This is a genomic window from Bacillus sp. FSL M7-0558 (assembly GCF_038003245.1).
Taxonomy (GTDB): Bacteria; Bacillota; Bacilli; order Bacillales; family Bacillaceae; genus Bacillus; species Bacillus pumilus.
The window spans coordinates 1,594,160-1,616,521 of record NZ_JBBOOU010000001.1 but is presented as its reverse complement, the minus strand read 5'-3'; the positions used below and the strand labels follow the sequence as shown (position 1 = coordinate 1,616,521).

The 22,362-nt window shown below is 41.7% G+C and carries 26 protein-coding genes; all 26 read right to left on the bottom strand.

Annotated features, from left to right (window positions below):
- Window positions 1–6: 6 nt before the first annotated feature.
- The 26 genes from MHB79_RS08060 to fliG are packed head-to-tail and all read right to left on the bottom strand — an operon-like array spanning window position 7 to window position 22,351.
- Window positions 7–507, bottom strand: coding sequence for a chemotaxis protein CheD (locus MHB79_RS08060; protein ID WP_003212153.1), 501 nt, complete (start codon window positions 505–507; stop codon window positions 7–9).
- Window positions 507–1,133, bottom strand: coding sequence for a chemotaxis protein CheC (locus MHB79_RS08055; RefSeq protein ID WP_003211405.1), 627 nt, complete (start codon window positions 1,131–1,133; stop codon window positions 507–509). Before MHB79_RS08055 ends, MHB79_RS08060 begins: the two co-directional genes overlap by 1 nt.
- Before the next feature lie 12 nt (window positions 1,134–1,145).
- Window positions 1,146–1,607 carry a chemotaxis protein CheW gene (locus MHB79_RS08050; protein WP_003211606.1) on the bottom strand — a complete coding sequence of 154 codons (462 nt, stop codon included), beginning with the start codon at window positions 1,605–1,607 and terminating at the stop codon, window positions 1,146–1,148.
- Between the two features lie 24 nt (window positions 1,608–1,631).
- Window positions 1,632–3,662, bottom strand: a complete 2,031-nt coding sequence (locus MHB79_RS08045) for a chemotaxis protein CheA (RefSeq protein ID WP_340989450.1) — start codon at window positions 3,660–3,662, stop codon at window positions 1,632–1,634.
- A 5-nt stretch (window positions 3,663–3,667) separates the two neighbouring features.
- The gene (locus MHB79_RS08040) at window positions 3,668–4,741 is read right to left on the bottom strand and encodes a protein-glutamate methylesterase/protein-glutamine glutaminase (RefSeq protein ID WP_003210900.1); all 1,074 of its coding nucleotides are present in this window, start codon (window positions 4,739–4,741) and stop codon (window positions 3,668–3,670) included.
- The gene (locus MHB79_RS08035) at window positions 4,738–5,643 is read right to left on the bottom strand and encodes a MinD/ParA family protein (protein ID WP_106028951.1); all 906 of its coding nucleotides are present in this window, start codon (window positions 5,641–5,643) and stop codon (window positions 4,738–4,740) included. Before MHB79_RS08035 ends, MHB79_RS08040 begins: the two co-directional genes overlap by 4 nt.
- Entirely contained in the window at window positions 5,640–6,755 is a 1,116-nt protein-coding gene (flhF, locus tag MHB79_RS08030) for a flagellar biosynthesis protein FlhF (protein WP_106032949.1), read from the bottom strand. Before flhF ends, MHB79_RS08035 begins: the two co-directional genes overlap by 4 nt.
- A complete protein-coding gene (gene flhA / locus MHB79_RS08025) occupies window positions 6,755–8,788 on the bottom strand; it encodes a flagellar biosynthesis protein FlhA (protein WP_340989449.1) in 2,034 nt (677 codons plus the stop codon). The genes flhF and flhA overlap by 1 nt, the downstream gene beginning before the upstream one ends.
- Before the next feature lie 29 nt (window positions 8,789–8,817).
- Window positions 8,818–9,906, bottom strand: coding sequence for a flagellar biosynthesis protein FlhB (gene flhB, locus MHB79_RS08020; protein WP_003211738.1), 1,089 nt, complete (start codon window positions 9,904–9,906; stop codon window positions 8,818–8,820).
- Window positions 9,903–10,682 carry a flagellar biosynthetic protein FliR gene (gene fliR / locus MHB79_RS08015; protein WP_012009967.1) on the bottom strand — a complete coding sequence of 260 codons (780 nt, stop codon included), beginning with the start codon at window positions 10,680–10,682 and terminating at the stop codon, window positions 9,903–9,905. The genes flhB and fliR overlap by 4 nt, the downstream gene beginning before the upstream one ends.
- Window positions 10,683–10,688: 6 nt before the next feature.
- On the bottom strand, window positions 10,689–10,958 hold the full coding sequence (gene fliQ / locus MHB79_RS08010) for a flagellar biosynthesis protein FliQ (protein WP_003211206.1): 270 nt from the start codon (window positions 10,956–10,958) through the stop codon (window positions 10,689–10,691).
- Between the two features lie 16 nt (window positions 10,959–10,974).
- Window positions 10,975–11,640 carry a flagellar type III secretion system pore protein FliP gene (gene fliP / locus MHB79_RS08005; protein WP_003211147.1) on the bottom strand — a complete coding sequence of 222 codons (666 nt, stop codon included), beginning with the start codon at window positions 11,638–11,640 and terminating at the stop codon, window positions 10,975–10,977.
- Window positions 11,633–12,292: a flagella biosynthesis regulatory protein FliZ gene (gene fliZ, locus MHB79_RS08000; RefSeq protein WP_034619906.1), complete on the bottom strand. Its 660-nt coding sequence runs from the start codon at window positions 12,290–12,292 to the stop codon at window positions 11,633–11,635. The genes fliP and fliZ overlap by 8 nt, the downstream gene beginning before the upstream one ends.
- Window positions 12,293–12,310: 18 nt before the next feature.
- Window positions 12,311–12,673, bottom strand: coding sequence for a response regulator (locus MHB79_RS07995; RefSeq protein WP_003212360.1), 363 nt, complete (start codon window positions 12,671–12,673; stop codon window positions 12,311–12,313).
- Window positions 12,674–12,700: 27 nt separating this feature from the next.
- The gene (gene fliY, locus MHB79_RS07990; RefSeq protein ID WP_050945045.1) at window positions 12,701–13,825 is read right to left on the bottom strand and encodes a flagellar motor switch phosphatase FliY; all 1,125 of its coding nucleotides are present in this window, start codon (window positions 13,823–13,825) and stop codon (window positions 12,701–12,703) included.
- Entirely contained in the window at window positions 13,815–14,813 is a 999-nt protein-coding gene (gene fliM, locus MHB79_RS07985) for a flagellar motor switch protein FliM (RefSeq protein ID WP_003212239.1), read from the bottom strand. The genes fliY and fliM overlap by 11 nt, the downstream gene beginning before the upstream one ends.
- 32 nt (window positions 14,814–14,845) lie before the next feature.
- Complete coding sequence (gene fliL, locus MHB79_RS07980) at window positions 14,846–15,274, bottom strand: flagellar basal body-associated protein FliL (RefSeq protein ID WP_050945046.1); 429 nt, start codon at window positions 15,272–15,274, stop codon at window positions 14,846–14,848.
- Complete coding sequence (locus MHB79_RS07975) at window positions 15,271–15,486, bottom strand: flagellar FlbD family protein (RefSeq protein WP_034620035.1); 216 nt, start codon at window positions 15,484–15,486, stop codon at window positions 15,271–15,273. The genes fliL and MHB79_RS07975 overlap by 4 nt, the downstream gene beginning before the upstream one ends.
- A gap of 37 nt (window positions 15,487–15,523) precedes the next feature.
- On the bottom strand, window positions 15,524–16,315 hold the full coding sequence (gene flgG, locus MHB79_RS07970; RefSeq protein ID WP_003211619.1) for a flagellar basal body rod protein FlgG: 792 nt from the start codon (window positions 16,313–16,315) through the stop codon (window positions 15,524–15,526).
- Window positions 16,316–16,332: 17 nt separating this feature from the next.
- Window positions 16,333–16,779, bottom strand: a complete 447-nt coding sequence (gene flgD / locus MHB79_RS07965) for a flagellar hook assembly protein FlgD (RefSeq protein ID WP_050945047.1) — start codon at window positions 16,777–16,779, stop codon at window positions 16,333–16,335.
- The gene (gene fliK, locus MHB79_RS07960; RefSeq protein ID WP_340989448.1) at window positions 16,779–18,101 is read right to left on the bottom strand and encodes a flagellar hook-length control protein FliK; all 1,323 of its coding nucleotides are present in this window, start codon (window positions 18,099–18,101) and stop codon (window positions 16,779–16,781) included. The genes flgD and fliK overlap by 1 nt, the downstream gene beginning before the upstream one ends.
- Window positions 18,102–18,800, bottom strand: coding sequence for a MotE family protein (locus tag MHB79_RS07955; protein WP_050945049.1), 699 nt, complete (start codon window positions 18,798–18,800; stop codon window positions 18,102–18,104).
- Window positions 18,801–18,812: 12 nt separating this feature from the next.
- Window positions 18,813–19,256, bottom strand: a complete 444-nt coding sequence (gene fliJ / locus MHB79_RS07950) for a flagellar export protein FliJ (protein WP_034620036.1) — start codon at window positions 19,254–19,256, stop codon at window positions 18,813–18,815.
- An 8-nt stretch (window positions 19,257–19,264) separates the two neighbouring features.
- Window positions 19,265–20,581: a flagellar protein export ATPase FliI gene (gene fliI / locus MHB79_RS07945; protein WP_340989447.1), complete on the bottom strand. Its 1,317-nt coding sequence runs from the start codon at window positions 20,579–20,581 to the stop codon at window positions 19,265–19,267.
- The gene (gene fliH, locus MHB79_RS07940; RefSeq protein WP_003212485.1) at window positions 20,578–21,342 is read right to left on the bottom strand and encodes a flagellar assembly protein FliH; all 765 of its coding nucleotides are present in this window, start codon (window positions 21,340–21,342) and stop codon (window positions 20,578–20,580) included. Before fliH ends, fliI begins: the two co-directional genes overlap by 4 nt.
- Window positions 21,335–22,351 carry a flagellar motor switch protein FliG gene (fliG, locus tag MHB79_RS07935; RefSeq protein ID WP_003210883.1) on the bottom strand — a complete coding sequence of 339 codons (1,017 nt, stop codon included), beginning with the start codon at window positions 22,349–22,351 and terminating at the stop codon, window positions 21,335–21,337. The genes fliH and fliG overlap by 8 nt, the downstream gene beginning before the upstream one ends.
- Window positions 22,352–22,362 lie beyond the last annotated feature (11 nt).

Sequence of the window (22,362 nt, the reverse complement as noted above, 5' to 3'; positions counted from 1 at the left end):
CCTTAGTTATATCTTCATAATGCCTTGCTTCACAGTGCGGATCTCAAGCTCTGTCGTAAGCGGATCAAATTCAATCGTACGGCCATTGTTCCCGCCCGTATCCTCACTAATGATCGGGATGCGATAAAGAGACAGATGTTCTTTAACAGCTGATACGTTTCTAGGTCCAATTCTCATCAGATCATTGGTTGACTTAAACTTAAACATTTCTGCGCCACCAGCAAGTTTTGCCTTTAGCGCATGTTTGCGCGCTCCTTCTTTAAGGAGCAGATCAATTGTATGCTTGACACCTGTATCTGCATATTTAGCCAAGTTCTCCACTGCCCCTTTTGCAAGGGATGAGTCTGGAAGCATGACATGGACAAGACCTGCCAGTTTTTTTTCTTGATCAAACAGAACAAGCCCTACACAAGAACCAAGTCCGGATGTCCGAATGCGGTCCGGTGTTTTCACAAGCTGAACATCCGCTATACCAACCTTTACAACTGCCGGAATCTGAACGTTCATTAAAGGTTACCTAATGCTTTGAATAGTTTTTCAAACGATTCAAAGTCTGGTAATAGAAACATATTTCCTTTCAGCTCTTGCTTATTTTGATCATCAAAAATTGATGTATCAATCACAATTGCCTGATCACCTAGAGGACTGAATTGCATTAACCCTTCGCTAATGACAGCCCCGAACATATCGAGCGTAACATCTGGAACACTTGGGTGAAGCTGCAATTTTGTTAAATCGGCAAGGGCTGATAAATAAGAGCCTGCTAAAATATTTCCCAGCTCGTGTAGTGCTGACGTCCCCATCACATGCTCGTGAATGGTATCAATATCAAATGCTGGATCTCGTACAAGCTCTCTTACAAATTGCTCAGCTTGCTCAAAGGGCATAATGAAAAAGATAGAGCCAGATAAATCTCCTTCCATTCGCAGGAAAATGCTTGCAACTGGGAGGTCTGCACCGCCAAAGAAATCCATTAATTCTTCAAACGAGAGAACCTTGACAAACGGAACAGCCATATCTATTTTGCGATCCAAAAGGCTGGCAAGAGCAGACGCGGCGTGGCCTGCTCCAATATTCCCTACCTCTCTTAATACATCCAGCTGTTCATCTTTTATTTCATTGAAAATGCTCATTTCACATCCTCCTTAATGAACAGGTGCATCTTGAACGCTCTTGTCGAGGACAGCACCAGGGTGAATGATATTAAATAGACGCTGATCATGCTTAATGATACCTGTTACCCATGATTGTCCTTCTTTTTCAGCTGACTCAGGAGAAGATTCTACTTCTTCTTGATGGACTGTAATGACATCATTCGCTTCATCAACAATCCAGCCGACTTCAATGTCACCAACTTGTACAATAATCATTCTTGTTTCATCTGTAATTTCGTTGTCACTTGATCCAAGTCTCACTCTAAGATCGATGACAGGCGTCACGACACCGCGCAGATTAATAACACCGCATATATAAGGTGCAACGCCAGGGACTCTTGTCGGCTGCTGCCATTTTTCAATGGACTTTACTTCTGATACTGAAATGGCGTATTCTTTTTTGTTTACGATAAACACAATCATCTTTTCGCCAGTTTTGATATCTGTACTCATTTCAGACCGCTCCTCTATTGTTTTTTACTTGATCAGTGCATTACAGTCAACGATGAGTGCAACTTGACCGTCGCCTAGGATTGTTGCGCCTGAGATCGCAAACACGTTTGGCAGGTAATCTCCTAGTGATTTCAATACAACCTCTTGCTGACCAATAAATGAATCGACCACAAATGCTGTCAGCTTATCTCCTTTACGAACAACGATGATGTGCAGTTCTTCCTCTAATTCATTCGCATTTGGTACGTGGAATTGTTTCTTCAAGTACACGACCGGTACGATAAATCCGCGGAAATCAATTACTTCGCGATCATGTGTTTGAAGGATGTCGCTTTTCTTAATGACAGCCGTTTCAATAATAGAAGAAATCGGAATCGCAAATGTTTCCTCTTCCAGTTTTACAAGAAGTACAGAAATAATCGATAATGTAAGCGGAAGCTGGATCGAGAATAGTGAGCCCTGTCCTTCTGTTGAGTTGATGCTTACAGATCCGCCTAGTGATTCCAGCTTGTTTTTCACGACGTCAAGACCTACACCGCGGCCTGAGATGTCAGATATCTCATCAGCTGTAGAGAATCCTGCTGCAAAGATCAATGAATCAATTTGATGATCTTCAATGGTTTCCGCTTCTCTATCTGTAATAACCCCGCGCTCTAATGCTTTTTCAAGCACTTTCTTACGGTTAATTCCGCCGCCATCATCTTCTACTTCAATGAAGACGTGGTTTCCGCTATGATACGCCTTTAATAGAACGGTTCCTTTTTCTGGCTTGCCTTTTTTCACACGTTCTTCTGGCGATTCAATTCCGTGATCTAGACTGTTTCTAAGTAAGTGTAGGAGCGGATCTCCAATCTCGTCGATGACTGTTCGATCAAGCTCAGTATCAGCACCTTCAATGATCAGTTCAATTTTTTTATTGAGCTCTTTCGTCAATTGACGGATCATACGTGGGAACCTGTTAAACACCGTTTCTACAGGAACCATTCTCATGTTCAGGATGATCGATTGCAGATCGCCTGAAATACGTGTCATTCTTTCGACCGTATCAGTGAGTTCGTTATTTTCAAGCTCTTTGGCAATCTGTTCTAAACGGCCTCTGTCAATCACCAGTTCTTCAAATAGATTCATAAGAGAGTCTAGACGATCGATGTTGACACGAATCGTTTTTGTTCCTCCTGCGGCTGAACCGTTATTGCCATTTGCTTTTGGTGCATCGTTTGCTGGTGCTTTCGCAGCAGGCACGGAGACTTCTTCTTTTTTCTGTTCAGGTTTTGCTTCTTGTTTTTCAGCTGGAGTCACTTCTTCAAATGCAGAAACTTCCGAGATCTCAACTTGTTCAACTTCTGAGATCGTCATCACGATTTTTTTCACTTCGTCCATCGGTTGTTTAGATAAATAAGAAATACTGAATTCAGATTCGAAATCTTCTGATTCTAAAAGTTCTGCATTTGGAACTGTTTTGACGACCTCGCCTGCTTCGTTCAGTCTTTCAAAGATCATATAGACACGAACGGCTTTTAATAGGCATGCGTCACTTAATGTTACATTGAGTTCATAGCATTTAAAGCCTTGTTCCCTCGCTTCATCAAGCACTGTTCGTTCAAATTCGTTATAGTCTAAGTCATTAGCAGCAGCCGCTGATACAGCCGCTGTTTCAACACTAGGAGCTGCCTCAGCATGGCTTCCTGTCACATCTAGCTTTTTACTAATCTCTGTGACATCGCGTTTCCCATCTCCACCTTCTGCAATTGATTGAACCATTGCTTCAAGGTGATCAAGTGCTTCAAACATTGTGTCCATTGACTCAGGTGTGACAATCATTTGTTCATTTCGAATGGCATCAAACATGTTTTCTAAATGATGTGTTAGCTGAGCCATATCAGCGTAGCCCATCGTTGCACTCATGCCTTTCAATGTGTGAGCCGCTCTGAATATATCATTCACTAGCTGCAAGTCGGTTGGGTTCTTTTCTAAATCAAGAAGTTTTTCATTACAAGTTTGTAAGTGTTCTCTGCTTTCATCTAAAAAGATATCTAAGTATTGGTTTACATCCAACGTGTTCACGCCCTCTCTTTTTTCATGGAGCTTATAATTGCATGTGCGATGTCATCCACATGCCTTGTTTCATGTGCAAGGCCTGCTTTAATGACTGATTTAGGCATTCCGAAAACAACACATGATTCTTCTTTTTCTGCAATGACTTTTGTATGACCGCTTGCGACCATTTTTTTGACACCTTCTGTGCCGTCACTACCCATGCCTGTCATAATGACAGCAATTTTCTCGTAACCCTTTATATGACTGATGGATTCAAATAAATAGTTAACAGAAGGTTTGTGCCGGCTTTCCGTGTCCTCTGGAGATAGCCTGATGACTAAGGATGCCCCTTGTTCATGAAGTGACATATTCATTCCACCAGGCGCTATGTAAGCCACTCCATTTTTAGCGATGTCTCCATCTTGTGCTTCTTTAATCGAAATTTGAGATAAATGGTCTAACCTAGTAGCAAGTGATGCTGTAAATCCTGCCGGCATATGCTGCACAATCAAAATAGGTGCTTCTATGTCCTTAGGCAGCTTCGTGACAACTCGTTGAAGTGCCCTTGGCCCTCCCGTTGATGTTCCGATTGAAATAATCTTTCGGAGTGAACCACTTTTTACGGCTTGCGGGCGAGGTGTAGCCACTGGAATTGGCGGCTTCATCACCGGCTTTGGAGAAACCTGTACTTCAGTGCGTTTCCTTGACAGCCCTGCCGCAAGCACCCGCTCTACAATTTGGCCTCTTACTTTGTGTAAATCGAGCGAAATACTTCCTGAAGGCTTTGTCACAAAGTCAAAAGCACCAAGTTCTAAGCAATGGATGGTTAAATCTTTCCCTTGCTTTGTCTGGCTTGACACCATAATCACGGCAAGGTCGTGTTCAGCCAGAATTTGTTTTAATGCTTCTGTTCCATTTAAAACAGGCATTTCCACATCTAATGTGACGACATCTGGATTCAGTTCCTTGATCCGTTTTAAGGCATCTTCCCCATTTCGCGCCGTTCCGACGACTTCTATTTCTTGCTCGGCACTTAGGAAATCACTAATGAGCTTTCGCATAAAGGCCGAGTCATCTACTACAAGCACTCTAATCATGAGTCCACCTTCCTCCTTTTAAAAAAAGAGGACAACTTATCTATAAACGTATGCTGCTCTCTCTGTGCCTCTCTTATCTGCTGTTGATAAAGTGTTTCTGCCAGCATCTTGATCGTTTTACTCAGCCGTGAATGAGGCTGCTTCATATAAAATGGAATTTGTTCAGCCACCGCTTTTGGAACCGCAGGATCATCCGGCACAGCACCAGCAAATACTAGTTTTCTGTGTAAAAATGATGTGACCACTCCTGCTAACTTCCGGTAGGTTTCTGACCCTTCTGACGGGGTTTTACACCGGTTGACAATGATTTGCACAGATTGTTCGAACTGATGAATCGCTAAGTGTTTAATTGCGCTGTAGGCATCCATGATTGATGTTGGTTCTGGCGTTGTCACAACCACAACTTCTCCTGCTGATAAAACAAAAGGCAGTTGATCTTTAGACAAGCCAGCCCCCATATCAAAGAAGATACAATCAAAGTCGTGCATCATTCTTTCCATTTCCTCTAGAAAGAACGACCATTGATCTTTATCTAAAGAAAACAGCTGTTCAAGTCCGCTTCCACCAGAAATGTAATAAAGGTTGTTCGTTCCTTGGGTCATAGCTGCTTGGAAGGATTTCTTCCTGACAAGAACATCTAATATAGAGCTAGTCGAAGTTTTCCCTAGTAAAATATCAATATTGCCCATACCAAAATCAAGGTCGATGACTAACACTCGCTTCCCTGCATTTGCGATAGACAGTGCCATATTCAGCGTCAAATTCGATTTTCCAACCCCACCTTTACCGCTCATGACAGCAATGGTTTTTGCCTGTCCGCTTATACCAAGAGGAGCTGGTGCGATCGTTTGATTCTGCTGAACGAGCTTTCTTAAACCTTCTGCTTGGTCGGGCTTCATCATTGTAAGACCATCCTTGTTAATTCAAGAGGAGAGCCCTCAAGAATATCCTCAGGAACATTTTGACCATTTGTTAAAAAGCCAAGTCCAATTTGAGAGTCTGCAATGATTTGAAAGATGGTTCCCATCGTGTCTGTTTCATCTACCTTTGTAAAAATGAATTGATCGATTGGAACGTGTTCAAAGCGTTTAACCATGGCTTTCATGTCCTGATACTTCGAGGTCGCACTCATCACTAGGAAACTTTGAATGCTTTCATTAAATGGAATGATGTCTGTCAGCTCTTTGATATACGCTTCTTCTTTAAAGTTACGACCCGCTGTGTCTACGAAAATATGATCATACTCTTTAAACGTCTCTTGAGCTTTTACAAAATCCTCTCTCGAATAACAAACCTCAAGCGGTGCATTGAGCAGTTCCGCATATGTTTTCAGTTGTTCGATCGCTGCAATTCGGTACGTATCTGTTGTAATAAAAGCGATTTTCTTTTGCTTCTGAATGGCCGTTTTGGCAGCGAGCTTTGCAATCGTTGTTGTTTTACCAGCTCCAGTTGAACCAAACAGCACAATGTATTTTGAACGAATCATCGGCTCATCAGAGGTGTGAGCCGGCAGCATATCTGTCAGCTGTTGTTCAAGTTCTTTTTGAATTTGATCTTCCTTGACAGCACCCTTCGTTAAAAGACCTTTGAGGCATTCGTCTCGAATGACATCATCAAGACCTTGATCCTTCAGTTTTTGATCGATTGCCATGAGAGGATCAGGCAGAATACCAGCATGCCGCTCATTCCTCGCATATTCTAAAGGCTGAGCTTGAGAAGGTACTGGTTTCACTGCCTCAGGAGCAAGAGACGGCTCTTCAGGCCGGTGTTGAATCTGCTCCTTTTTCGGAAATACTGGAAGAGGAGGCGCAGGGTGTCCACCTTTACCCGCTCTTTCTTCAAAATCTTGATCCAGCACTGCAATCACTTCAACCATTTGCTGTTTCTTTAAACCGAACAGCTTTCGTTTCACAACGGTTTTGGAATTTAAAATGACGGCATCCTTTCCAAGCTGCTGCCTAATTTGAATCGTTGCCTCCTGCATTGAATTCGCTGTGATTTTTTTCATTTTCATTAGATATCCACCACTCCGATGCTCTGTACTTCCACATTTGCTTCTAGTTCGTTATAAGATAGTACCGGTAAATCCGGGAAATATCTTTCTAACAGCTGCTTGACGTACATTCTTATAGGAGGTGAGCACAATAGAACCGGCGTTTCCTGACGAAGCGAAAGCTGTTCAATTTCTCTCGCCACTGATTGAATCACACTTTCAGAGGATTCTGGATCTAACGATAAGTAGTTGCCATGCTCTGTCTGCTGTACGCTGTCAGCAATCACCTTTTCCACTCGGCCTGAGCATGTCACGACTTTGAGCGATTCATTTTCTCTCGCATATTGTGCAGTAATCTGTCTTCCCAGCGCCTGTCTGACATACTCTGTTAACAAATCTGTATCCGTCGTTAATTTTCCGTAGTCTGCAAGCGTCTCAAAAATGGTGACAAGATTTCGAATAGAAACCTTTTCTTTCAGCAGTTTTGCCAACACTTTTTGAATATCACCAACTGCTAGTGGGTTTGGCGTCACCTCATCCACTAAGACAGGATAACTTTCTTTTAGATGATCGATTAATTGCTTCGTTTCTTGGCGCCCGAGCAGTTCGTGTGTGTTTTGTCTAATTTTCTCTGTGATGTGAGTAGACACAACCGATGCAGGATCTACAACCGTATAGCCAAGCATCTCAGCCTGATCTTTTTCTGCTTCTGAGATCCATTTAGCCGGAAGACCAAAGGATGGCTCAATTGTTTCAATTCCTTCAATCGGATCATCATCAGGCGTTGGAGACATCGCTAAGTAATGATCAAGCAGCAGCTCCCCTTTTGCCACTTCGTTCCCTTTTATTTTAAGTCGATACTCATTTGGGTTCAGTGCAATATTGTCCCGGATCCGTACGACTGGAATGACAAGACCAAGTTCGAGGGCAAGCTGCCTTCGGATCATCACAATTCGGTCTAACAGGTCCCCGCCTTGATTTGCATCAGCGAGCGGGATGAGGCCGTAGCCAAATTCAAATTCAATGGCATCCATTTGCAGGAGATGAATAACGCTTTCTGGACTTTTCATCTCTTCTACCTCTGCCTGTTCCTCCAGTACCTCTTCAATTTCTTCTTGGTCTTGTTTGTTTTTCGACATCATGTATGCGCCAAGTGCAATTAAACCTGCGATCGGTCCTGTCAAAAGTATGCCGATTGGTGTAAACAGCCCAAGAAGGAAGATCGTGCCTGCTGTGACATAAAGCATGGCTGGGAATGCAAAGAGCTGACCTGTAATGTCTGATCCAAGGTTTCCGTTAGAAGCTGCTCTCGTAACAACAATCCCTGTCGCCGTTGAAATGAGGAGTGCCGGAATTTGAGAAACAATTCCGTCCCCTACTGTTAACAGGGTAAAGTGGGAAGCTGATTCTTGAATCGACATGCCTTGCTGAAGCATCCCAATAATAATTCCAAATATAATATTGATGATAACGATGATAATACCAGCGATGGCGTCCCCTTTAACGAACTTACTGGCACCGTCCATCGCTCCATAAAAGTCTGCTTCCCTCGCTACTTTTTCACGGCGGTTTCTTGCTTCACTTTCTGTCAGCATCCCTGCATTTAAATCAGCGTCAATACTCATTTGTTTACCTGGCATCGCATCAAGTGTAAATCTTGCCGCAACCTCTGATACACGCTCAGCCCCTTTAGTAATAACAATAAACTGAATGATGATCAGAATAAGGAAAACAACGAGACCAACGATGATATTTCCTCCAACAACAAATGAACCAAACGTTTCTACAACCTTTCCAGCATCTCCTGTTGAAAGAATAGAACGTGTTGTAGAGATGTTAAGCCCTAAACGAAACAGTGTTAAGAGCAAAAGCAATGATGGAAAAATTGAAAATTCCAGTGGTTCTTGCATGTTCATAGTGGTGAGAAGCACGATAAGCGCAAGAGAAATATTAATAATGATTAAAATACTTAATAGCATTGGCGGAAACGGTATGACCAGCATCGCCACAATTAAAATAACACTGAATATAACAGATAAATCTCTTGCTGACATGCCTGTTCTCTCCTTTTAAAACCAAAAATTCATAAAATCTTTTGTTTCGTTTTATAGACGTAAGCTAAAATTTCTGCGATCGCCTTAAAGTATTCCTCTGGGACCGCTTGGTCGATGTCGACCTGATCATATAGTGCCCGAGCGAGCGGCCGGTTTTCTACGGTCATGATATCGTGCTCTTTCGCAATCGTTCTAATTTTCAAGGCTAAAATATCTGTTCCCTTTGCCACAACAAAGGGCGCGTCCATCTTTTCTTCGTCATATTTCAAAGCAATTGCATAGTGGGTTGGGTTTGTAATGATGACGTCCGCTTTTGGGACTTCCTGCATCATCCGTCTCATGGCCATTTCCCGCTGGCGCTGTTTAATCTTAGATTTTATGAGCGGGTCACCCTCTGATTTTTTATACTCATCTTTGATGTCTTGTTTGGACATCCGTAAGTTTTTTTCATAATCAAATTTCTGATACATATAATCAAGCCCTGCTAAGATCATGAGAGCACCTGCTGCATATAGCCCCATAATCAAGGTCATATTTGCGACGAAATGAAGGGTTTCCTCTGCTGTTAATAAAGGAAGCCTCAGGATTTCGTCAAAGTGCATCCAAAGTGCAATAAATGTCGCAAAACCAATTAAACCAATTTTCAAAATGGATTTTAATAGCTCTACGAGGGCTCGAATACTGTATATCCGTTTAAACCCTTTGATTGGATCGAGTTTTTCTAATTTTGGTTTGATTACTTCTGTCGAAAAGAGAAAACCAACTTGCAAATAGTTACTGATGATCCCTGCCAGCATACCAACACCAAGGATTGGCATGAGGAGGATTCCTGTTTCCTGAAGCAATTGCACAAATAGTTGATGAATATTAGATGTGCTAACCTTCATTAGCATCGTTGTTGAATAAAAACGTTCAATGAGCGCAATAATACGCTCTTTCATAAAAGGCCCAATAAAAAAGAATGATAAAAAGATTAATAGAAATGAGATGGCTGTATTGACGTCGGTACTTTTGGCAACCTGACCTTTTTTACGTGAATCTTGTCTCTTTTTCGGCGTTGCTTTTTCTGTTTTTTCACCTGCGAAAAATTGCAAGTCTAGTCTAAGTCTTGTCATCATGACGAACCACCGACCAATGCTAAGAAATTCCTCATGGTGAGTACAATCGTATCAAATGTATTTTGGACAACCCCGAAGATGACGCCCATACAGATGATGATCATAATAAAACTCACACCCATTTTAATAGGAAGTCCGACAACAAAAACGTTCATCTGCGGAACTGTTCGTGCCACAATGCCCAGTGCCAAATCGACCAAAAACAAGCTGGCAACGACCGGTGCTGAGATTTGAAAGGCAATGATGAACATTTGGTTGAAGCTCTTTGCAATAAAATAAGCAAAGGATTCACTGCCGAAATTCAGTGCGTACTGATCAACTGCAATATATTGAAAGCTGTAATAGATTCCATCAAGCAGCAGGTGGTGTGCATTGGTTGCCAGCATCAATAGCAATGTGACCGTATAAAAAAACTGCCCCATCAGCGGCGTTTGCGCCCCTGTTTGTGGATCAATCACATTGGCGATCGCAAAGCCCATTTGAAAATCAATAAATGAGCCGGCAATTTGAACAGCGGACACCATGATATATGCAATCAAACCAAGCAGAAGTCCGACCATTGCTTCTTTCACCGCAAGCATCATATAAAGACCGTCTATGTCGAGTGCTGGCGGTTCCTTAATCGTGCTAAAACTAATCACGGCTAAAAACAGAGAGAATCCAACTCTGTGTACAGCTGGGATCGTTCTATGCGCTAAAAGCGGTACTGTCACAAAAAAAGCGGTGATCCGAATAAAAACTAATAGAAAAGCAGGGAATAATTCTATGATTGACATCGCTCGTTAACCTGCAAATCGATCTAAATTCGAGAACAGCTCTGTCGTAAAGGACACAATGGTTGACAGCATCCATGGACCAAACACAACAAGCCCGATAAGAACTGCAACAATTTTAGGAATGAACGCAAGCGTCTGTTCTTGAATTTGGGTTGTCGCCTGAAACACACTGACAATCAGTCCCACAATAAGAGCGAGCGCTAGAAGCGGCCCACTGACAAGCAATACCACATACACTGATCTTTCAGCCATCGTAATGACAAATTCTGAACTCATGTTTTAAGCACCTACTCTAAAAGCTTTGCAGCAAAGATTTAACAATCAAATACCATCCATCGACTAAAACAAATAACAATATTTTAAAAGGGAGCGATATCATAACCGGCGGAAGCATCATCATCCCCATTGACATCAGAACACTTGCGACCACCATGTCAATAATTAAAAAGGGAATAAAGATCATGAAACCAATTTGAAATGCCGTCTTTAATTCTGAAATCGCAAAAGCGGGTACCATCGCCGTTAACGGAATATCTTTTATCGATTCAGGTGTATCGATTTTTGCGTAACTAAGAAATAAAGCCAAATCCTTCTGTCTCGTATGTTTACTCATAAATTCTTTAATGGGCACTTCGGCTTTTTCATATGCCTGATTGAGCGTAATGTCATCATTTAAAAGCGGCGTGAGTGCCTCTTTATTAATCTCTGAGAACGTGGGTGCCATGATAAAAAATGTGAGAAACAATGCAAGCCCTACAAGCACTTGGTTTGGCGGCATTGAGTTGGTTGCAAGTGACGTTCTAACGAATGAAAGTACAATCACAATTCGTGTAAAACACGTCATTAAAATGAGAATGCCTGGTGCAACCGAAAATACGGTTAAAAGTAAAAGAAGACGGACAGACGTGCTAATATTCCCTGCACCGCTGGAATTAAATAAATCGATAAACTCATTCATTTTGTTTCGGGCCTTTCTTTCTGACTTCTGATTGGGTCTTTTTCAATTCGGCTAGCTGCGCCTTCAAATTGGCTGAAAAAGAAGAAGTGGTTGGCTGATCCTGTTTCTTTATCTGAGATGTGAATTTTTGAACGATTTTTGGTAAATCTGTTTTGCTTTCCATCGCTTCTTCATATTGTTTCACGATCGCTTCACATTCTTGTTCATCATCAATTTCTTTTAGCAGCTGGATTGAGTCCGCTACTCCGACAACTAATACTCGTTTGCCCACTTTGATAAGCTGGACTGAACGGTTTTGGCCAACCGTCGTTCCGCCAATATTTTCAACATAGCGAAATGGTTTAAGTAAGCGGTTTTGCTTACCAACAAATCTCACCAATCCATATATGAGCAGGATGACAAAAAGTAAGGCACCAATCATTTTGACAAAATCCATAATGGAGACAGAAGAAGAGGGAACTTCTTCTGCCGGATTCGTTTGATTGTCAGTGGTTGTCTTTTCTGTATCCTTTTTGCTGCCTTTCTCTTCTTTGAGCCAGTCATTCACTGTGCCATTTTCAGGATCTTTCGTTTCAGCAAACAGTGAGGCAGGCTGTATCGTTAAGAAAAGCATAAAACTGATCATTGCTATACATATCAAACGTTTTTTCAACAAGTCTTACACCCTTTTTTAGCCTAACGTTTTATTAATTGCTTCAAGTACACGGTCTGCCTGGAACGGCTTCACGATAAAGTCTTTTGCACCTGCTTGGATCGCGTCAATAACCATTGACTGCTGGCCCATTGCTGAACACATGATGATTTTTGCAGAAGCGTCGATTTGTTTAATTTCTTTTAATGCTGTGATCCCGTCCATTTCTGGCATTGTGATATCCATTGTGACAAGATCAGGAGATGTTTCTTTAAATTTTTCAACTGCTTGAGCGCCGTTTTCTGCTTCTCCTACTACATCAAATCCGTTTTTTACAAGAATATCCTTTATCATCATTCTCATGAATGCTGCATCATCTACGATTAATACCTTAGTAGCCATTTACTTATTCTCTCCCTGTATGTTTGTTTATTTTAAATTAGAAAGTCTTTCTGACTGACTTAAAATATCAGTCACACGAACACCAAAGTTCTCATCAATGACAACGACTTCCCCTTTGGCGACGATTCGTTTGTTCACTAGAATGTCTACTGGCTCTCCAGCAAGTTTGTCCAGTTCAATGATACTTCCTGCTGAAAGCTCAAGGACTTCTTTGACACTTCGCTGAGTTCTTCCAAGTTCCACCGTAATGGAAAGCGGAATGTCCATCAGCATATCAAGATTTCCAAGCTGGCTTGTTGTATGCTGAGGCTCACTGAACGCTTCAAATTCAACTGGTGCCACATTTACAGGTGCTGCCGGCTTTGGCTTCGCCTGTCTTTTCGGCGGAGCAGCTTGCTGCGCTGGTGCAGACTGCGTTTGAGGTGCTGCCTGCTGAGGTTCGGGTGTGCTCACTTGCGTGTCTTGAACCGGCTCTTCCTCCTGCGCTGGGTCTGTTAATTCTGCGATTAAATCTTTCGCAAATGTAATAGGATAAAGCTGCATAATATTTGAATCAATGAGCTCTCCTATTTTTAATCTGAAGGACACTTTGACAAGCATTTCTTCAGCTGGGATCCGGTCTGTTCCTTCTCCTTCTTTCACATCAAGTAATTCGACGCGAGGCGGAGAAATATCAATCTTTTTATTAAAGACCGTCGACATGGATGTCGCAGCAGAACCCATCATTTGGTTCATCGCTTCTTGCACTGCACTTAAGTGAATCTCGCTTAAAGAAGGGTCAGCATTTGTCCCGTCTCCGCCCATCATTAAGTCCGCAATGACTGCTGCATCTGTTTGCTGGACGACAAGCAGGTTACTTGCGCTGAAGCCTTCCGTATAATTCACTTCAATCGCGACATACGGATGAGGAAATTCCTCATTCAGCATACTTTTTTGAATCACTGTAACAGTTGGAGTGGTAATCTCCACTTTTTGATTTAATAGGGTTGAAAGTGCTGTAGCAGAACTGCCGAATGAAATATTTCCGATTTCTCCAATGGCATCTTGCTCCATTGCAGAAAGGATTGTTTCAGGCTCTATATCGTCATTGCTGCCTCCTTTAAGGAGCGCATCGATTTCGTCTTGTGATAATTTACTTCCGTTATTCTCCATCTTCTTCACCTCTTATGTCGTGATCTAGAATTTGAATCGCCTGTTTCCGATTCACGCGGCCGGCCTGTCCCAAGAATTTCGGTTTATTTCCGACCATAACAGTAAGAGGCGCATTTACTGGTTTGTCCAAGGCAATACAATCACCAATTTCCAAATTCAAAAACTCTTCCACCGTCATTTCCGATTCCCCTAGCTCTGCGACTACCGGTATCTTTGCCGTCATAATCCGTTTTTCAATAGCCTTTGTTTCTTGTTGTTTTGGTTCATTTCGTTCAGACTGCATCCAGTAGTGTACAGACAGCTTTGGAATAATAGGCTCTAATACAACATGAGGAATACATAGGTTAATAACCCCGCTTACCTCACCAATTTGTGTATTAAGAGAAATGACGACAACTGTTTCGTTTGGTGACACCATTTGAACAAACTGGGGATTTACCTCGAAATCTGCCATTTCAGGCTCGATGTCGGTTATGGACTGCCACGCTTCTCTGTAATTTTCCAAAGCTCCCTCAAACATGTTTGAGATAATCTTTGTTTCGATTTCTGTAAGTGATTCTGTCTTATTATGACTAATGCCTATCCCGCCCATCAGCCTGTCCATCATGGCATAGCCGATTGTTGGGTTCACTTCAAGCATAATTCTTCCTTCAAGCGGGCTGACATAAAATAAGTTTAATAATGTCATATTAGGAATCGAACGAATAAATTCTTCGTATGGTACTTGGTCAACCGAGCTGACAGTAATTTGAATATATGATCTTAGCTGAGCTGAAAAGTGTGTGGTGAGCAGTCTAGCGAAGTTATCGTGAATCCTTGTTAAACTTCGAATCTGGTCTTTCGAAAAGCGAAGTGCACGTTTAAAATCATACACCTTTACTTTTTTCGTCGTTTCTTCTTTTTTCAGCTCTTCTGCATCCATTTCGCCTGTAGATATGGCGGATAATAATGCATCGATCTCATTCTGGGAAAGCACTTCTCCTGACATTTCTTCACCTCCATCGTGTCAATTAATCGCCTCTATTGCAGATTAAAGGAGGTTATATATACTTCTTTCACCTTGCCATCTTGCAAATAGTTATTCACTTTGTTTTTAACTAGTGCTTTAAAATGTTCTCTGCCTTTTTTGCCATCAAGTTCATCTGCATTTGTGTCTGATAAAATGTCAATTACGGCGTCTTTCACTTGAAAACTTCTTTTCTCGAGCTCTTCTTTTGCTTTTTCAGAGTCTGTTTCAATATTCAATACAAGTTTGACCGCATTTCCTTCAGACTTTAAATTGGTGATAATCTCAGGAATTTCAACAGAAGCTTTTACGACTTCATCTGCTGTTGGCTCTTTTTCAGCTTTTGCTTCTTCTGAACCATTCAACAGAAAAATGATGCCTGCTCCTATTCCGCCGATGGCAATAATCATGATTAGCATTACTACGACTAATTTCTTCTTCATTCAAATTCCTCTATTCCTTGATTCAATGAAATGACTTGGATTTTTCTGTAGAAAGAAATGATTTTCTCTTGAAGCTGCTCTTCATTTTCTTTCACAACGAATTTCTTTCCATTGGCTAATGTAATGGTCGTGTCTGGAAAGCTTTCGATTTGCTCGATATGGAGAGCGTTCAGCATAAATCCTTTGCCATTCAATCTTGTCACTTCGATCATATTAAGCAGAGAAGCGATCATCCGCTCCCCCTACCTCCTATCGTTTCAGATTCACAAGCTCTTGCAGGATTTCATCAGATGTTGTGATCGTCTTTGCATTCGATTGGAATCCACGCTGCGCGATAATCATTTCGGTAAACTCGTCTGTTAAATCAACGTTTGACATTTCAAGTCGACCTGTTTGAATGATGCCCGTTCCTTGTTCACCAGGAACGATAGGATTACTTGGTGCACCTGAGCTTAACGTTTGGCGGTATAGGTTCTCACCAACTTTGTCTAATCCTGCTGCGTTACTGAAAGATACGAGTGAAACCTGTCCAACATTTCTAGATACGTTGTTTTCAACAACAGATATTGTTCCATCTGGACCAACACTTACACTTGAAATGCCATCTGGAATCGTTATCTTTTGTCCATTCATTCCAAGCACGTAATTTCCGTCAGAAGTGGTTAAACTTCCCTCTGAATCCCGAGTAAAGTTCCCTGCTCTGGTATAAAGAACTTCTCCTTGTTTTTCAATACGGAAAAATCCATCTCCATTGATGTAGAAATCATAATCTCTATCCGTATTTTGAGAAGCTCCTGCTGACATGATTTTATCAATAGAAGATAAAGATGATCCTAAACCAACTTGTTTTGAGTTGATTGAACCAGAGTTGTTCGTCGGTCCACCAGAACTTGAAATGGTTTGGCTGACCATATCTTTAAAAGTGATACGGCTTTTTTTGTATCCGTGTGTATTGACGTTGGCTACGTTATTGGCTACAACATCTAATTTTGTTTGGAAGTTTTTCATTCCACTAATTCCTGAGTAAAGTGAGCGTAACATTTATTTTCCTCCTCGAATTACTTCGTTTTTTCTCCAACTGCTGTAACATCCCAAGGGCTGATTTTCGTTCCATCTTCTAAATATAGGAAGTATTCATTGTTTATGTTTTTAACAGATTTCACAGTGCCTGATATCTCTTTATCATCCAATTTGCCCGATACTTCTTTACCGATCCACCCTACATACGTCGTAAACGGATCTTGGTGTGCAACAAATGTAGACATGAGCTGATTCAGCTTGGTGATAGAATCGTTCATATTGGTTTGCTGTTCTAAAGATGAAAATGTTGCAAGCTGTGTGACAAACTCACGGTCATCTAGTGGGTTTGTCGGATCTTGGTTTTGAAGCTGCGTGAGCAAAATTTTCAAGAATTGATCTTTGCCAAGCGTATCTGTTTTCTTTTCTGCTTTTGAAGAAGTGTCTGTTTGTGCGGCTATTCTATTTGTAGCATCAACTGTTGCCATTAGATCTCCTCCTCTTCTTCATCTGACCCAACAAGAGCATCCAGTACATCTTGGAATTCTGCTTCCTGTTCATCAGGCTTTTGGAAATTCTGCCCTTTTGACTGTTGCTGCTTGTTTTCTTCGTTAAATTGTCCAAATAACGGCTGCTCATTTGATTGAAGCGGTATATGGAAACGGTCCACTTGAACCGACATATTCGGAAGCGCCTGCTTGAGCTGCGGAAGGTGATGCTCTAGCAGTTCTTTTGCTGCCTGTGTCGAAGCTGTAATTTTACTCGCATACATACCATTTTGCTTCGTCAGCTGAATCGTGATAAATCCGAGATTTTCTGGATTTAACCGAACTGTAAAGCGCCCACTTGAGTTGCCAAATGGCGTGAATTTCATTTGCTTCCACGTATTTAGAATTTGCTGATCAACCGTTCCCGGCTTTTCATCAGTTGTTTGTGTCTGCTGAACAGGAGCTGCTGATTGCAGTTGAAAAAACTGCTTATGACCTGGCAACAGCGTATGAGTGATTGTTTTTTCAGAAGCAGGTGCAGCAGCGCTTTGTCCTTTGACAACTTCCTTTTTGATGAGCCATTCAAGAGAGTTAGCCCCTTTTGCAGGAGTAGCAAGAGTAGATTCTTGTCTTGGAGAGACCAATTCTTTTAACTCTCCTAAAGCAATCTTCAACTCTTTGTCTGACCCTTTTGCATTTGCCATCATATGGTCGATTAACTGATTAAAGTGTTTCAGCTCACTTTGAGACATCGAATTCAGCTTTGGTGCTGAACCCTGCGAGAAAAACTGCTCTTTTACTTGCTGAATCAGTTTCTCATCTACTCCATTTTTTGAAAGAAAGTGAATGAAGTCTTGACCCTTTGCTTCAATATCTTGCACTAGCTTTGCATCAAAGCTGAGCGGCTGTTGATTGAGTAGTTGATATATGAAAAAGTGGACTTGTATGAGCTGCTCACTATGTTCAGAAGCTGACTTATCCGTTTGATCACCGTAAATGGATGATTCCATTTTTTGAAATAGCTCTTCTAGTGACTTGAGATCAGACGAATCAAGCGTTTGACCTTGAAGTGTTTGAAGCGCGCTAAGAAGGTCTCCGTTGATGCCTTCTTCAGGCGATTGCATCCATTTTTCAATGATTTGCATCGCATCATTGATGGAAAGAGTGGCACCCGCTGTCTCAGCATTCACAAGGCCGCTTTGTGCGCCTGCCCCGCTAAGTAATTGTTTAAACAACCCGCTTGCAGATGCCGCGCCGCTCCCCTTTGGTCCCGAGAGACCTTGAGACGATTGCTGTAAGGCTCCAATATCCAATAGCTTCACTTATTGTCCACCCCCATTTTCACTTTCTTTTTTAGAAAGCTCTTTCGTAAACGTAGCTGCCTTCTGAGGTGTTAGTTTTGCTAATATGTCTGTTAGTTTATTTTTGCTTAGCTCTTCGAGGATCTTCAATGCCTCTTTATCACTTAATTCTGATAAAATTTTGGCGGATTTCCCTGCGTCCATGCTTTCATAGATACTGGCAATCTTCCCTTTCGGTTTCTGGTTAGAGGCTGCTGCCCCATCAGAAGTTGTCCCTGATGCATTATTACCTGATGTATCGCTTGATGAGCTGCTATTTGATGAACTGTCATCCGCTGACTTATCATTCGCATCATTTTCAGATGTTTTTTCAAGTGAACTGATTTTTTGATTCAGTCTTTTAATCTCTTCATCACTTGTTTTTAAGTCTTTTTGTGCAATTTCAAGTTCATTCTTTTGCTCTTTAATGGTCTTTTTCAGTTCCTTCAATTCTGCATCGCTTTGATTATTATGTGAAGATGACGTTTTTGAGGTGTCATCTGAACCAACCAAACTACTGACGCCCGGAATGTTTTGGAGCGGTTTCTTTAGATCAAAACCTGCCATATAAAGGATTGTGCCAGTCACTAACACAAGCACAATCAATGGGATGATGACAATAAACAAGATCCATTGAAATTTACCGCCGCTTGATTCTTTCGTTTTTTCCTTCTTAGGCATTCATCTCGACTCCTAATGTCCTTGAAACATGAATTGGCTGATAGAGATATCATCCATTTCTTTCATTTCAATGGCCTTATGTTCAAGGGAAAACTTTTCGTACTGCTTTTCTTTCATTTTTTCAAACTTTTTAAACTCGATGTTTTTTTCAGTTAAATCAGATTGTTTTTCATTCATTTGATGGCGTTTCATGATCACAAGCTGCTGATAATGCTGAATGGTGTTATCTAAATTGGTCACAAATTGCTGATAATGACGCATTTCTTGAACACTCATACCACTTCTCAGCTTTTCTTCTTTGCTTTTTTCCATTAATTCTTTTTTACTCATATTTTCATAGAGCTTTTCAGCGACTTGCTCAAATGCCGAAACGGATTGTTGGTACGCTGCGAGTGACTTGTCTTTTTCACTTTCTTTCAGTTCTAAGAGCTTTTGAAATTTGTATTGATATCTCACTGTTTTTGTCAATCCTCTCTATTCATCAAACCGAGCAATACATTCACACTGTCGTCAATAGATACAGCCTCTTCTACATCCTGCTTCAAAAATGAAATCAGATGAGGATAAGCCTGCATGGCATCATCAATGTCTTTCGAGGAGCCTTTTTTATATGCTCCAATGTTAATGAGGTCTTCAGCGTTTTGATAAGTGGATAAAAGCTGGCGGAACCGGTTGGCCGCCTCCTTGTGATCATGACTTGCGATATTGCTCATAACACGGCTGATACTTTTCAGAATATTGACAGCAGGAAATTGTCCTTTGTTGGCTAAAGCACGATCAAGTACAATGTGGCCATCTAAGATTCCCCTGACTGTATCAGCGATTGGCTCATTCATATCGTCACCATCAACAAGCACTGTGTAAAACGCTGTGATGGAACCAAGCTGATTCGTTCCAGTTCGTTCAAGTAATTTTGGCAGTATAGCGAACACCGAAGGCGTATATCCTTTTGTCGTTGGCGGTTCACCAGTTGCAAGACCGATTTCCCTTTGTGCCATAGCGACCCGTGTAACAGAGTCCATCATGAACATGACGTTTTTGCCTCTGTCTCTAAAATATTCTGCAATAGCTGTTGCTGTATAAGCAGCCTTCATTCTCGTCAGTGCAGGCTGGTCAGAAGTTGCGACGACAACAATCGATCGCTTTAGTCCCTCGGTACCTAAATCCTTTTCAATAAACTCACGAACTTCCCGGCCACGCTCTCCAACAAGGGCAATGACATTGAGGTCTGCTTCTGTCTGCTTAGCAATCATCCCCATTAAGGTACTTTTTCCAACACCACTTCCGGCAAAAATACCGATCCTCTGACCAGTGCCGACTGTAAGCAGACTGTCGATCACTCTGACACCAACGCCCATTTTTTCACGAATAGGTGGCCTGTCCATCGGGTTTGGAGGTGACTGATCTGTCGAAACAGGTGCAAGTCCCTTTGGAAGCATACTGCCGTCCAGCGGTTCACCGAAGGCATCAACAACTTCGCCAACTAACCCAGTCCCAACTTTGACCTTCAGCGACTCACCTGTCGCTTCAACTAGACTTCCTGGTGAAATATTGGATGCTTCTACATAAGGCATGAGCAGAATATTTTCATCTCTAAACCCTACGACCTCTGCTTTTATTGGATCGTGCTTACGCCCCTTTTTATGAATGAGACACACGTCTCCGATAGAACTTTCCGGCCCCTTAGATTCAATCATCAGTCCAACAACTCGATTGACTTTACCAAATCGTTTATAAGGATCTGCGGTTTCAATCGTTTCTTTTAACACATCGATGTTCATTTGTGATCACCTGAATCAATGACTTCTAGTAGCTTTTCTTTCAACTGATTCATTTGTGTATCAACACTCGCTTCCACTTTTCCAAAGCTTGTTTCTACGTAACAAGTCCCTTTTGGCGCTTTTTCATCCGAGTAAATGGCAAGGTGTGTATCCTTTTGAAGGATTCTGATTAATTCGTCTTTATACTCCATCACATGATCGTAATGTTCAGGGTCAACATAGATGGAAATATCGTCATATTCTTTCACTTCAGAAATGACCTGTTTCACGAGAGCCAAAAATTGATCTTTCGTGTCCTCAGCCGAGTACCAAACACGTTTGGCGAGTTCAAAAGCCAGTTCCACAATTTTTTCTGCGGAGCTTTCAATTTTTTCTTCGTAATCCTGCTTGGCAAGACTGACAATGTCATTTGCTTGATCAAGAATTGATCGGTACTGACTCATCGCATCTGCTTCACCCTTTTGGAAGCCATCTTGGTAACCTGCTTGTTTCGCTTCTTCAATAAGCTGCATTCTTTCTTCTTCAAAATCAGCGCGGCGCTGATTGATTTCAGCCATTGTTTTTTCAAGCTCACTATTTGCTTGTTCTACTATACGGCTTGCTTGATCTTCAGCATCACTTAGTACAAGCTGCGACACTTCTGTTTCATTGACAAGCTCTTCTTCATGATGTTCTTTTTTGAACTCCACTTGCTGCAAAGGAATCGTTTGCCGGCCTTGCTCAGGAATAACAGATGTTTCATGTTTGATAATCCTAGACAATGATATCGTCTCCTCCGCCTCGAGCTATGACGATTTCTCCAGCTTCCTCGAGTCGTCTTACGATGCTGACAATACGGGTTTGTGCTTCCTCGACATCTCTAAGCCGGACAGGTCCCATAAACTCCATTTCTTCTTTGAACGTTTCGACCATTCTCTGTGACATGTTGCGGAAGACAATTTCTTTGACCTCTTCGCTTGCCACTTTGAGTGCAAGCAATAAGTCATCATTTTCAACATCTCTGATCACGCGCTGAATCGCTCTGCTGTCAAGAGTGACAATATCCTCAAAGACAAACATACGTTTCTTAATTTCATCAGCAAGCTCAGGATCTTGAATTTCAAGAGTGTCTAAAATGGTCTTCTCGGTCGCACGGTCTACACCATTTAGTACTTCTACAACCGCTTCGACTCCGCCCGTTTGCGTATAGTCTTGCGTAAAGGTTGAAGAAAGTTTTTGTTCAAGAATGCGTTCCACTTCATTGATGATCTCTGGAGATGTGCGATCCATTAAAGCAATACGTCTCGCAACCTCTGTTTGTACTTCCTCACCTAATTCAGATAAAATCTGCCCTGCTTGAACTGGATCTAAGTAGGAAAGGATGAGCGCAATGGTTTGTGGATGCTCATGCTGGATAAAGTTTAAGATTTGTTCTGGGTCAGCCTTTCGAGCAAAATCAAACGGTTTCACTTGAAGTGAGGATGTTAATCGGTTTAAGATACTATCCGCTTTGTCCTCACCAAGCGCTTTTTCAAGCACTTGTCTTGCGTACATAAGACCGCCTTGTGATATGTAGTCCTGCGCGATGGCGATGCTGTGAAATTCTTCAATGATTTCATCTTTTTTAGCAGTATCTACACTTCGCACATTGGAAATTTCCAATGTTAATTTTTCTATTTCGTCTTCAGACAGATGTTTGTATACAGATGCTGACACCTCTAGCCCTAAGGAAATCATTAGGATTGCTGCTTTTTGTCTGCCTGTTAGTCGATTTGAATCTTTTCTCGACATGTGTATTCCTC

What these genes read in the sequence shown, in the direction of transcription:
- MHB79_RS07975 (WP_034620035.1), bottom strand. Translation starts at nt 15,486, where the DNA reads ATGATCGAAGTGACAAGATTGAATGGCAAAGGATTTATGCTGAACGCT.
- MHB79_RS07955 (WP_050945049.1), bottom strand. Translation starts at nt 18,800, where the DNA reads ATGCCTAAGAAGGAAAAAACGAAAGAATCAAGCGGCGGTAAATTTCAA.
- fliM (WP_003212239.1), bottom strand. Translation starts at nt 14,813, where the DNA reads ATGTCAGGAGAAGTGCTTTCCCAGAATGAGATCGATGCATTATTATCC.
- fliP (WP_003211147.1), bottom strand. Translation starts at nt 11,640, where the DNA reads ATGAATGAGTTTATCGATTTATTTAATTCCAGCGGTGCAGGGAATATT.
- MHB79_RS08055 (WP_003211405.1), bottom strand. Translation starts at nt 1,133, where the DNA reads ATGAGCATTTTCAATGAAATAAAAGATGAACAGCTGGATGTATTAAGA.
- fliR (WP_012009967.1), bottom strand. Translation starts at nt 10,682, where the DNA reads ATGTCAATCATAGAATTATTCCCTGCTTTTCTATTAGTTTTTATTCGG.
- flhB (WP_003211738.1), bottom strand. Translation starts at nt 9,906, where the DNA reads ATGATGACAAGACTTAGACTAGACTTGCAATTTTTCGCAGGTGAAAAA.
- fliL (WP_050945046.1), bottom strand. Translation starts at nt 15,274, where the DNA reads ATGAAGAAGAAATTAGTCGTAGTAATGCTAATCATGATTATTGCCATC.
- flhF (WP_106032949.1), bottom strand. Translation starts at nt 6,755, where the DNA reads ATGAAAATGAAAAAAATCACAGCGAATTCAATGCAGGAGGCAACGATT.
- fliI (WP_340989447.1), bottom strand. Translation starts at nt 20,581, where the DNA reads ATGAACATCGATGTGTTAAAAGAAACGATTGAAACCGCAGATCCTTAT.
- flgD (WP_050945047.1), bottom strand. Translation starts at nt 16,779, where the DNA reads ATGGCAACAGTTGATGCTACAAATAGAATAGCCGCACAAACAGACACT.
- MHB79_RS08060 (WP_003212153.1), bottom strand. Translation starts at nt 507, where the DNA reads ATGAACGTTCAGATTCCGGCAGTTGTAAAGGTTGGTATAGCGGATGTT.
- MHB79_RS08035 (WP_106028951.1), bottom strand. Translation starts at nt 5,643, where the DNA reads ATGATGAAGCCCGACCAAGCAGAAGGTTTAAGAAAGCTCGTTCAGCAG.
- fliG (WP_003210883.1), bottom strand. Translation starts at nt 22,351, where the DNA reads ATGTCGAGAAAAGATTCAAATCGACTAACAGGCAGACAAAAAGCAGCA.
- flhA (WP_340989449.1), bottom strand. Translation starts at nt 8,788, where the DNA reads ATGTCAGCAAGAGATTTATCTGTTATATTCAGTGTTATTTTAATTGTG.
- MHB79_RS07995 (WP_003212360.1), bottom strand. Translation starts at nt 12,673, where the DNA reads ATGGCTACTAAGGTATTAATCGTAGATGATGCAGCATTCATGAGAATG.
- fliY (WP_050945045.1), bottom strand. Translation starts at nt 13,825, where the DNA reads ATGGAGAATAACGGAAGTAAATTATCACAAGACGAAATCGATGCGCTC.
- MHB79_RS08050 (WP_003211606.1), bottom strand. Translation starts at nt 1,607, where the DNA reads ATGAGTACAGATATCAAAACTGGCGAAAAGATGATTGTGTTTATCGTA.
- fliQ (WP_003211206.1), bottom strand. Translation starts at nt 10,958, where the DNA reads ATGAGTTCAGAATTTGTCATTACGATGGCTGAAAGATCAGTGTATGTG.
- MHB79_RS08040 (WP_003210900.1), bottom strand. Translation starts at nt 4,741, where the DNA reads ATGATTAGAGTGCTTGTAGTAGATGACTCGGCCTTTATGCGAAAGCTC.
- flgG (WP_003211619.1), bottom strand. Translation starts at nt 16,315, where the DNA reads ATGTTACGCTCACTTTACTCAGGAATTAGTGGAATGAAAAACTTCCAA.